Source organism: Peribacillus sp. NPDC097225 (assembly GCF_044761955.1).
Taxonomy (GTDB): domain Bacteria; phylum Bacillota; class Bacilli; order Bacillales; family DSM-1321; genus Peribacillus.
Map to the genome: position 1 here is coordinate 1 of NZ_JBIWDJ010000017.1, position 10773 is coordinate 10773.

The 10773-nt window shown below is 40.9% G+C and carries 14 protein-coding genes; 12 read left to right on the forward strand and 2 right to left on the reverse strand.

Translation table 11 applies throughout. From position 1 onward, the window contains the following. The first annotated feature begins 138 nt into the window (after positions 1-138). From rplQ to ACIQXH_RS20330, 10 genes are all read left to right on the forward strand, one after another. Entirely contained in the window at positions 139-501 is a 363-nt protein-coding gene (gene rplQ, locus ACIQXH_RS20285) for a 50S ribosomal protein L17 (protein WP_061440393.1), read from the forward strand. A gap of 370 nt (positions 502-871) precedes the next feature. Then, positions 872-1711: an energy-coupling factor ABC transporter ATP-binding protein gene (locus tag ACIQXH_RS20290; protein WP_402875672.1), complete on the forward strand. Its 840-nt coding sequence runs from the start codon at positions 872-874 to the stop codon at positions 1709-1711. Beyond that, positions 1687-2553 carry an energy-coupling factor ABC transporter ATP-binding protein gene (locus tag ACIQXH_RS20295; protein ID WP_403125452.1) on the forward strand — a complete coding sequence of 289 codons (867 nt, stop codon included), beginning with the start codon at positions 1687-1689 and terminating at the stop codon, positions 2551-2553. Before ACIQXH_RS20290 ends, ACIQXH_RS20295 begins: the two co-directional genes overlap by 25 nt. Beyond that, a complete protein-coding gene (gene cbiQ, locus ACIQXH_RS20300) occupies positions 2553-3350 on the forward strand; it encodes a cobalt ECF transporter T component CbiQ (RefSeq protein WP_402875670.1) in 798 nt (265 codons plus the stop codon). Before ACIQXH_RS20295 ends, cbiQ begins: the two co-directional genes overlap by 1 nt. A gap of 13 nt (positions 3351-3363) precedes the next feature. Beyond that, positions 3364-4104, forward strand: a complete 741-nt coding sequence (gene truA / locus ACIQXH_RS20305) for a tRNA pseudouridine(38-40) synthase TruA (protein ID WP_402875669.1) — start codon at positions 3364-3366, stop codon at positions 4102-4104. Positions 4105-4378: 274 nt separating this feature from the next. Next, complete coding sequence (gene rplM, locus ACIQXH_RS20310; RefSeq protein ID WP_034304960.1) at positions 4379-4816, forward strand: 50S ribosomal protein L13; 438 nt, start codon at positions 4379-4381, stop codon at positions 4814-4816. A gap of 20 nt (positions 4817-4836) precedes the next feature. Further along, entirely contained in the window at positions 4837-5229 is a 393-nt protein-coding gene (gene rpsI, locus ACIQXH_RS20315; protein ID WP_402875668.1) for a 30S ribosomal protein S9, read from the forward strand. Positions 5230-5420: 191 nt separating this feature from the next. After that, positions 5421-5846 (forward strand): DUF2521 family protein, encoded by a 426-nt coding sequence (locus ACIQXH_RS20320; protein WP_402875667.1) that lies wholly within the window; start codon positions 5421-5423, stop codon positions 5844-5846. Positions 5847-5936: 90 nt separating this feature from the next. Further along, positions 5937-6653 (forward strand): N-acetylmuramoyl-L-alanine amidase CwlD, encoded by a 717-nt coding sequence (gene cwlD, locus ACIQXH_RS20325; protein WP_403125458.1) that lies wholly within the window; start codon positions 5937-5939, stop codon positions 6651-6653. Positions 6654-6798: 145 nt separating this feature from the next. Further along, on the forward strand, positions 6799-7857 hold the full coding sequence (locus ACIQXH_RS20330) for a P-loop NTPase (protein WP_402991665.1): 1059 nt from the start codon (positions 6799-6801) through the stop codon (positions 7855-7857). Positions 7858-7903: 46 nt separating this feature from the next. Here the strand turns inward: ACIQXH_RS20330 and gerD are convergent, their stop codons facing one another. Continuing rightward, on the reverse strand, positions 7904-8491 hold the full coding sequence (gene gerD / locus ACIQXH_RS20335; RefSeq protein ID WP_402875662.1) for a spore germination lipoprotein GerD: 588 nt from the start codon (positions 8489-8491) through the stop codon (positions 7904-7906). Between the two features lie 140 nt (positions 8492-8631). Here gerD and ACIQXH_RS20340 point away from each other — a divergent pair, with 140 nt between their 5' ends. Further along, positions 8632-9306, forward strand: coding sequence for a KinB-signaling pathway activation protein (locus ACIQXH_RS20340; RefSeq protein WP_402875660.1), 675 nt, complete (start codon positions 8632-8634; stop codon positions 9304-9306). A gap of 90 nt (positions 9307-9396) precedes the next feature. Here ACIQXH_RS20340 and pdaB read toward each other — a convergent pair whose 3' ends face one another. Beyond that, the gene (pdaB, locus tag ACIQXH_RS20345) at positions 9397-10149 is read right to left on the reverse strand and encodes a polysaccharide deacetylase family sporulation protein PdaB (RefSeq protein ID WP_402875658.1); all 753 of its coding nucleotides are present in this window, start codon (positions 10147-10149) and stop codon (positions 9397-9399) included. A 134-nt stretch (positions 10150-10283) separates the two neighbouring features. Between pdaB and ACIQXH_RS20350 the strand changes: the two genes are divergently transcribed. After that, a complete protein-coding gene (locus ACIQXH_RS20350; RefSeq protein ID WP_402875656.1) occupies positions 10284-10511 on the forward strand; it encodes a hypothetical protein in 228 nt (75 codons plus the stop codon). Positions 10512-10773 lie beyond the last annotated feature (262 nt).

Here is a 10773-nt window from a genome sequence, read left to right on the forward strand (position 1 = left end):
AAGAAGTGAAAGCGAAACTAGAAGAATTAGGCTTAGGTCTTCGTAAAGACGACTGATAACATGGCGGAATCATCCATTATGTTGTGAGCCTTGTACTAGACACACAATATAGAACTTCAACAAAGGAGGGAATCTCTAATGGGTTACAGAAAGTTAGGACGCACTAGCGCACAACGTAAAGCATTACTTCGTGATTTAGCTACGGATCTTATTATCCATGAGCGCATCGAAACTACTGAAGCACGTGCTAAAGAATTACGTTCTGTAGTAGATAAAATGATCACTCTTGGTAAACGTGGTGACTTGCATGCACGCCGTCAAGCTGCATCTTTCATCCGTAACGAAATCGCTGACGCTGAGAAAGGCACTGATGCCCTTCAAAAGCTATTCAGTGACGTTGCTCCACGTTATGAAGAACGTCAAGGCGGATACACTCGTATCATGAAAGTTGGTCCACGCCGCGGTGACGGTGCACCAGTCGTGGTTATTGAATTAGTTTAATAACAACGATGAAAAAGGGCAGGACAAAGGAATATACTCACTTGTTCTTTGCCCTTTTTCTTTTTTTATTTTTAATTCTGTATGTTAGAAATTCGCATTGAGTGTTACGATGGCTGGCGAAACCTTATATAAGGGAGCCTTCACGTCTAGCTCAAGCATCCCTTCCCGCTTTTGATAAGCGATTCAATAAGATAACCTGTTTTTCGTAACAGGACTGCTCTAAGCTGCTCTTAATTTACCGAAAATTCTTTCGGTGGAAGGGGTGCAGCGTTTTTTTATATGTTCAGAAATAAATATAGCTAGTTCATTGATGTTTTTAGTATTGAGCCGAGTTAGTAAGATGAGTGCAGTCGAGGATGAGGAGGGCCACATGAGTAAGAAGCTGGTTTCTTTAAATAATATTATATTCAAATATGAGGGGCAGTCTCGAAACGCCTTAGATGATGTTTCTTTTGATATTTATCAAGGGGAGTGGCTTGCAATTGTTGGTCATAACGGTTCCGGCAAGTCGACTTTAGCGAAATTGTTGAATGGACTTCAGTTCGCCCACTCAGGTGCAATTTTGATTAATGATCAAACATTGACAGAAGAAACAGTTTGGGACGTACGAAAAAAGATTGGTATGGTTTTTCAAAATCCCGATAATCAGTTTGTAGGCACTACAGTTCAGGATGATGTGGCTTTTGGTTTAGAAAACGCCGGTGTTTCTCAGCAGGTTATGGTGGAGCGTGTTCATGGTGCACTAAATAAGGTTAAAATGAATGCCTTTCTTAATCAAGAGCCGCACCATCTATCCGGCGGTCAAAAGCAGAGAGTGGCTATAGCCGGTGTTATTGCCTTGCAACCAGATATAATCATTTTAGATGAGGCAACTTCCATGCTTGACCCAAGAGGCCGTGAAGAAGTGCTTGAAACGGTTAGACAATTAAAGCAGGAAAATGAGATTACCGTCATATCCATTACCCATGACCTTGAGGAAGCTGCGAAAGCTGACAGGATGATAGTCATGAATCAAGGCCGGTTATTCCGTGAAGGGACTCCAGAGGACATCTTTAAACTAGAGGATGAATTGATTGCGCTTGGACTGGATATACCTTTTTCGGTGAAACTAAGCAAAGAACTGCAGAAAAATGGCATCCGTGTCGTGAATGGGCATTTGACAGAGGAAGAGTTGGTGAAGGATTTATGCGAATTACACTCGATGATGTAGAGTACCGCTACCAGGTGAATACTCCATTTGAACATTTGGCCCTTCATGATGTCAATATATCGATGGAATCGGGGACGTATACAGCAATCATCGGTCATACGGGTTCAGGTAAATCCACGCTACTGCAGCATCTAAATGCTCTCCTGAAACCGACTAAGGGGCAGGTCATCATTGGCGACCGTACGATAGAAGCTGGAAGAAAAGAAAAGCTTTTGAGACCAATTAGAAAAAAAGTAGGGATAGTCTTTCAGTTTCCCGAACATCAACTTTTTGATGAAACGGTCGAGAAGGATATATGTTTTGGGCCGATGAATTTTGGAGTTTCTGAAGCAGAGGCTAAAGAACTGGCCAAAAAAGCCATCGTTCAGGTAGGCCTTAGTGAAGATATCCTTGATAAGTCTCCTTTCGATTTATCCGGTGGACAAATGCGTCGAGTGGCGATTGCTGGTGTCTTAGCGATGGAACCTGAAGTATTAGTATTAGATGAGCCGACGGCTGGGCTTGACCCGCGTGGCAGGAAAGAAATCATGGATATGTTCTATCAATTGCATAAAGTGAGAGGCTTATCGACTATATTGGTGACCCATAGTATGGAAGATGCCGCTAAGTACGCGGACGATATCATCATTATGCATCAGGGAACCGTTTATCGGAAAGGAACGCCTCAAGAAATCTTTTCTCAACCGGAACAATTGATTGAGTTGGGATTAGATGTGCCGGACACGGTTCGCTTTCAACTTAAACTTCAGAAAGAGTTGGGTGTTCGCTTTGATCATCCCTGTCTCAACATCGAGGATTTGGCGATAGAAATCGATAAAGCCATGAAACGGGGGAACCGCTGATGCTTGATAAAATGATTATCGGGCGATATGTCCCTGCTGACTCTGTGGTGCATAAAATGGATCCGAGGGCAAAGCTATTGCTGGTGTTCCTTTTTGTCTGCGTGATTTTTTTGGCGAATAATGTAGTTTCTTACGCCCTTCTTGCAGCATTCACAGTATTGCTGATTGCCTTATCCAAGATTCCGCTTCGTTATCTTTATAATGGTTTAAAACCTATTCTATTCTTAATCATCTTCACCTTCCTTCTCCATATCTTTTTTACGAAGGAAGGGGAATTACTCTACGAATTTGGGTGGATTGAGATATACGAAGGCGGTTTAATTCAGGGCTTATTCATATCTGTAAGATTCACGTTATTGATATTGGTTACGTCGCTCCTAACTTTGACAACTACCCCTATCTCCATAACGGATGGAATGGAGGAACTTTTAGGACCTCTTAAGAAGTGGAAAATGCCCGTTCATGAGTTGGCATTGATGATGTCGATTGCCCTTCGGTTTATCCCGACACTTATGGAAGAAACGGACAAAATCATGAAGGCACAAACAGCAAGAGGGGTGGATTTCTCTTCAGGACCCATTAAGGATCGAGTTAAATCCATTGTGCCATTACTGGTCCCTTTGTTTGTCAGTTCCTTCAAACGGGCGGAAGAGTTAGCAACTGCCATGGAATCCAGGGGATACCGTGGCGGGGAGGGCCGTACGAAATACCGGCAATTAAATTGGAAAATCAGTGATAGCCTGTTAATGGTATCAATGGCTGTACTTACAGTCATGTTATTCATATTACGTTCATAAGAGGTAAGAGTAAATGCCAAAGTATAAATGTGTAATCGCCTATGATGGTACGGAATTTGCTGGTTATCAGGTACAGCCAGAGAAAAGAACGATACAACGTGAATTCGAGGCGGTATTAGCCCAAATCCACAAGGGGACAGTTGTCAAAGTGACTGCTTCGGGAAGGACAGATTCAGGGGTTCATGCCAAGGGGCAGGTTCTTCACTTCGATTCGCCTCTTGTCTTTCCTACGGATAATTGGGTGAAGGCATTCAGTGCCCTTCTTCCAGATGATATCATTGTGTTGGAAGTTGAGGTCGTTCCTGATGATTTCCATGCACGATTCCACACAACAGGCAAGGAATACCGGTATATCATTGACCGCTCTACCCTAAGAAATCCATTTCAGCGCAATTACGCCTATCATTACCCTTATCCAATAGATGAGGGTGCAATGACCGAAGCCATTTCGTATTTAGTGGGAACCCATGATTTTACAAGTTTTTGTTCGGCGAAGACGGAAGTGGTGGATAAAGTAAGGACCATTCAGGAGATTGATTTCCAAGAGACTGATGGATTTTTAGTTTTTCGCTTCGTTGGAGAAGGATTCTTGTATAATATGGTTCGTATCTTGGTCGGAACGCTGCTTGAAGTCGGCAGCGGGAAAATAGCACCTCGGGAAATGATAGATATTTTGAACAAAAAGGATCGCAGCTTCGCAGGTAAAACAGCACCCGGACATGGATTGTATTTATGGAAAGTATTTTACAAATAATTTTTTTCGTGCCAAACCAAGTTTTTTACAAGTAATGAAAAGACTTGAATCCGTGAATGGCGCTATGGTTATGGCCTAACGCCATGTAGAATCTTTTCGTGGAGTGATCGATTCTTTTTTTAAGACAACTTATCCTAGTGTAACATTCGCTTGACAATGAAACTGGGAGAAGTTAATATAATATGGTATGTATTTTAATCCCACGATAAGCCCCGGAAGTTTATTGTGATTGAAAATAAATATAAAAAATTAAAAGTTTTTTAGGAGGTTAACCATGCGTACGACATTTATGGCGAAAGCTAATGAAGTAGAACGTAAATGGTATGTGATTGACGCTGAAGGCAAAACTTTAGGTCGCCTTTCTACTGAAGTAGCATCCATCTTACGTGGTAAACATAAACCAACTTTTACACCGAACATCGACACTGGTGATCATGTAATCTTAATCAATGTAGAAAAAATCCACTTGACTGGTAAAAAATTGACTGACAAAATTTATTACCGTCACACTATGCACCCAGGCGGTCTTAAAACTAGAACTGCTCTTGAGATGCGTACAAACTACCCTGAGAGAATGCTTGAACTTGCTATCAAAGGTATGCTTCCAAAGAATTCTCTTGGTCGTCAAATCTACAAAAAATTACACGTATACGCTGGAGCTGAGCACCCACACGCTGCTCAACAACCAGAAGTTTACGAATTACGCGGATAATTACTAAGGAGGTTACTATCTTGGCACAAGTTCAATATTATGGTACTGGTCGCCGTAAGAGCTCAGTAGCTCGTGTACGTTTAGTACCAGGCGAAGGTCGCATCGTTATCAACGGTCGTGACATTAATGAATATATTCCTTTCGCAGCATTACGTGAAGTTGTAAACCAACCACTAGTTGCTACAGAAACTACTGGAAATTACGACGTTCTTGTAAACGTTAGCGGTGGTGGATACACTGGACAAGCTGGAGCAATCCGTCACGGTATCGCTCGTGCATTGCTTCATGTAGACCCAGAATTCCGTCCAGCTCTTAAAACTGCTGGATTACTAACACGTGACCCACGTATGAAAGAACGTAAAAAATACGGTCTTAAAGGCGCACGTCGTGCACCTCAGTTCTCAAAACGTTAATCGTTTGGAACTTCAAAAAGCTCCAGCCACTCTTATGTGGCTGGAGCTTTTTTTGTTATCTTGCCGAATTGGGATTACTCTCATTAAATATTTCCAAAGGAATCAATGAATCGTTCAGGGTGTTACGTCAAAAACTAATGGCATCATGGGAAGTAATTTGGGAAATGGGGTCTGACCCCGGAGGTGAATGGATGAGTGTGGTTATAGGTTTGCAGGAGATGCAACGAGAACGGCAGTTGAAGTTTGAACGTAGGTTACTTAGGGAGCTATCAATCGAGGATATGAGGGGGAGGATAAAACGGTACTTTGGAGAGGAATACCAGGACGTTCTGGAAGAGGGGTATTTTGATGTGGCTATAGAGGCGTATTTATTAGGGGCAAACTATAGCAAGTTTGGGTATTACGGAGAGTCGGAAGATGATGTGAGGGCCCGGTGCAGAAGGGAAGAAAAGTTTTTGATCGATACTCTCTTCAATTTTATCCTATATTGGCGTGAAGTCACGGTAAGCAATGCTATTGATGAAGGGGTATTTTATTGCTGTGAAGGGTTTGTAGGAGAATGGTGGAAGGATGGGTTTAAGACGGGTGAAAAGCGTTATAAGATGAAGCTTCATTAAGCTGAAGGAGATCCCTGAAAAGTATCAGTTCTTTTTCCGTGGGTTGTCCCATATTTTATAGATAAAGGGACTTGTGGGAGGAGAACGGTGATGCGTAGAAAACTGAAATATACAGGGATCTCTATCGGATTGTTTGTCCTTTTTTTGATTGTGACTTTCAAATTCGTTGAAGATGATTCTTGGGAGTCTTGGAACCTTCCGTTGACGGGTAAGGTCATCATTCTGGATGCGGGTCATGGGGGGATGGACGGAGGGGCGAATGTTCAGGATGTAATGGAAAAAGAAATTGCGCTTTCGGTTACGCTAAAGGTAAGGGACTATTTGCAGGAACAAGGTGCCCTTGTTATTTTGACACGGGAAAAAGATGTGGATTTGGCAACGGAAGATACACAAGGGATCCGTAAACGAAAACAGGAAGATCTCAGGAACCGGGTTGAAATGATCAATGATTCGGAAGCGGACTTATTTTTAACCATCCACCTGAACGCATTTCCATCTGCCTCCTCAAAAGGGGCTCAAACTTTTTATACAAACCGGTTCGAGGAAAATAAACAGGTGGCCAAGTTTATCCAGACCGAAATTATAAGAAACTTAGAAAATACAACACGGGATGCAAAAACGATCAACCATGTATATTTGATGAATTATGCCAAGAAACCTGGGGCGTTGGTGGAGATTGGGTTCCTCTCTAATACCGAGGAGCGCGAAAGGTTAATGAGTGACAAATACCAAGAGAAGATTGCAAGTTCGATATATATGGGTATTCTGCGGTATTTCACTGAGGAGAAGCTATCGGAACCGGATTGACACCTTGTAAGGTCTTGGTGGGTGTACAAGGCCTTTTTGTTATGGTGAAAAAGGGTTAACCCCCTGGTGCAGATAATAAGCTTTATTTCCGGATTATGTTATACTACAATTGGGAAAAGAAAACGAATACAAAGGGGTGCTCGACTTGTTAACTGAAGAGAAAGTACTAAATTTATTAAAGGATCTTAAGGACCCTTTTCTACATAAAAGCCTTGAAGAAACAAATGGAATTTTAGAAGTGAAAATAAAGCCTGAGAAAAGTCATGTGAGCGTTAAGCTTGCTATCGCAAAGACAGGAACTGCCGAGCAAATGGAAATGCAAACAGAAGTTGTCGGTCTCTTGAAAGGGAACGGGGCGGATTCGGTAGGAATACGTTTCGCAGAACTATCGGAAGAAGAATTGGCTAAACATCGTGACAGTATGCCTGAGGAAGAGAAAGACTTAGGGTTGCTTGGACCAAATAACAAAACACAATTCATCGCCATCGCAAGTGGTAAAGGTGGAGTGGGTAAATCCACGATTTCGGTTAACTTAGCCACATCCCTTGCTCGTCTTGGTAAAAAGGTTGGACTGGTTGATGCTGATATATATGGGTTCAGTGTACCGGATATGATGGGGATCACAAAAAGACCCGTCGTACGCGGGGAGAGAATCATCCCTGTCGAGCGTTTTGGCGTTCAGGTTATTTCGATGGGCTTCTTTGTGGAAGATAACGCGCCTATTATATGGAGAGGGCCAATGCTCGGAAAAATGTTAAACAGTTTCTTTAATGAAGTGGAATGGGGCGAATTGGACTATTTGGTACTGGATTTACCACCTGGTACAGGAGATGTCGCATTAGATGTTCATACGATGCTTCCTTCATGTAAAGAAATCATCGTCACAACTCCACATCCGACTGCGGCTTTTGTGGCAGCAAGGGCAGGAGCCATGGCCATTAAAACCGAACATGAGGTTATCGGTGTAATCGAAAATATGTCTTATTTCGAAAGCAAGACCACTGGTGAGAAGGAATTCGTATTTGGTAAAGGTGGAGGGGCGAAGCTTGCAGAAGAACTTCGTACAGAGGTCTTAGGACAACTACCTCTTCAACAACCAGATTGGAATGAAGAAGATTTCGCACCTTCTATATATGCGGCTGACCATAGATTAGGCAAGATTTATGAAGATATTGCGAATAAAGTCATTGAAAAATTGAAATAAAAATAAAGGCTACTTCCCATTGTATTTGGAAGTAGCCTTTATTTTTTTATTCCTTTGACTTATCCTCGGTTTTGGATTTCTCCGCCTTTTCTGTAGCCTTAGTAGCGGCCTTGTCTAAGCTTTCTTGCATTTTAGCTTGAACGAGAGGGCTTTCCATCGTCTCGATGATCGTCTTCTTATATACGGCTCTCATTTCTTTCGTTTTCAGTAACTTGTTCATTTCTTTTTCTAAATCGGGTTCTTGTAAGACCTCTATTAGCATTCCTCGATACTGTGGGTCTTTCATCAAGTCTTTTAATAGCCTTTTGTGTTCTTCTTTTAGAGCTTTGGCATAGGCTGCGGTGAATTCAGGATCTTTAAAGGCCTTTTTCCAGAACTCCTTTCCTTTATCAGAGGTAACAGTCTCTTCAATGGATTTTTTTATGATATCCGAGTTCATAATAAGTTCAGTTTTTGTTTTATCATCAGCAATGGTATCCTGGATGGCTTTTTTTCCCTCATCTGTTTTCAAGATATCGACGACCATCTTCTTTGTTTCCTCATAATCCATTTTTCCTTCACTCGTTCCATTCTGCGAACAGCCCGTACAAAAGAACAAGAATGAAGCAAGGAACAAAGTAAACCCCATTTTCATACGTAGAGCCCCCCTCTTTAATCTTCCATACTGTTAATATGGTTTCTTTGCAGGATATTATCCATTGGTATAATAAGTGGATTTTTCCAAATATGGTTGGTACAATTAATGAAAGAAATAGAAATGTATGGAGGAAAATGATGAACAGCCGTAATTTAGTTCGATTGTTTATGACAACATTACTTATAGGTGGAGTAACGGGAGGAGTTGTGGGATTTATAGCCCGGTGGAGTGAGTTTGAATCCTATTTCACATCGTTAGAAATTACATCCATACTTTCAACGTTTGTTTGGTTGTTTGGAGTGGGATTGATTTTCAGTGTAATAAGCCAAGCTGGCTTTTTTGCTTATTTAACGATACATCGTTTCGGTCTGGGAATTTTTAAAAGTGTGTACTTGTGGAATGCGGTGCAAATTGTACTGATTATCTTTGTTTTATTTGATTTAGTCTATTTACGGTATATTAAGTTTGAATCCGGTGAGGGGCTTGGCTCATATATCTCATCAGCTGTGGTAGTACTGTTGATCGGGTTGGTGACGGCCTACTTTAAAATGAAGCAAACGAATAGACAAGCTTTTATTCCTGCATTGTTCTTCATGGTGGTGGCGACAGTATTGGAGTGGGTGCCAGTCTTAAGGACCAATGATGACGGATGGCTCTATTTTATGTTGTTTCCCCTGCTTGTCTGTAATGCCTATCAATTAATGATTTTAAACAAATTGATCAATCAATCCCAAAAGGAGTTGGCAGGCAAAAAAGCGAGGATGCAAGTCCCTAAGAAGAATTTTAATACTGATGGAATAGGAGGTAAGTAAAACCGCTGAAAGCGGAGATGCTTGCCGACATAAAAAAACCTGACTATCCTATGGTCAGGTTTTTTATGTTCTTAAATTGTGCTTAGTCGATTACTTAATTTCCTCACTTCTTGCTGAAGAATTAGAAATCATCTCTGAAACATTAACGAAGTTCAGGTCTTTTGCACGAAGTTCCTTTATTAAATCAGGCAATGCCTTATTCGTTTGTTTTGCAGAATCCGAGGCATGCAATAAGATGATATCCCCTTTATGGGCTTTGTTAACATTTTGGACGATCTGTTCAACGCCTGGATTGGTCCAATCTTTTGAATCTATGCTCCAATGGACCACGGTATAACCGAAATTCTCACTGATTTTAAGAAGTCGCTTATCGAAGTGACCGGTGGGCGCACGTAAAAGCTCGATATTTTTAACATTTAGCTTTTTGAATACTTCCTGCGCTTTGGAAATATCCCGGATGATTTCCTGATCTTTGAGATCGGAGTAATCTTTATAGTCATAACCTAGGATTCCTATTTCATATCCTTCTTTTTCAATGGTGGCTACCATGTCTGGGTGGCGCTCAGCCCAAGAACCTGAAAGAAAAAAGGTGGCCGATTTAATTTTTTCCCTCTTTAACGTTTCTAATATAGGAGCGGCTTTCTCATCCCCCCAGCCAATATTGAATGTGATAGCAATATTCTTATCCCCTTTATAAACGGCTTTTGGCCCATCCTCTGTAGAGAAAACAGGGGCATGTATGATATTTTGCACGAAAAGAAACCAAGCGGTGAATAAAGCCGTAAGTATAATTAACGAATACTGTTTAATGTTTTTTGCCTGAAGCACCATGAAGAATTTCATTCACCCATCCCCTTGTCCAAATGCTCTTGTCACATATTTATGCGCGCATTGTAGAGATATGCAAAAAAATATAATATGAAACTTTATATAAACGGGGAGAGTGGGGAAAGATGGTTTGTGGAGGTGTTAGATATATGCTGGGTCTTCTAATCAATGAAAAGGAAAAGGAGGAATTGATGTATCTCCTTAAAAGAGAGATGGATGAAATTTTATTCGATTTACAGGATGGGAGGATTGACCATGTAGTGAAAAGGGCTATCAATGAGAAGTATAAGATCCTATTCAATCTGTTTAAAAGAATGGGGACGGAAAGAGAATGTCTAGCGTATGTGAGAGAAAAACAAAACACAGAAAAAAATTAAGAATAATATTTTGAAAATCTATTGACTATTAATTTATTCGCTGGTATATTATAAAAGTTGCTGCAAGACATTAGCTTTTAAAAAGAGTTTAAAAAACTTTTTAAAAAAAGTTATTGACGAAACAGTAATAACATGATAAGATATTAAAGTCGCTGAAACAGAGTGACACAAATTGCTCTTTGAAAACTGAACAAAACAAAGCGCCAACGTAAATTTTGAGTGAGCACACACTATAAAAAAGCAAAATGAGCAAGTCAAACAT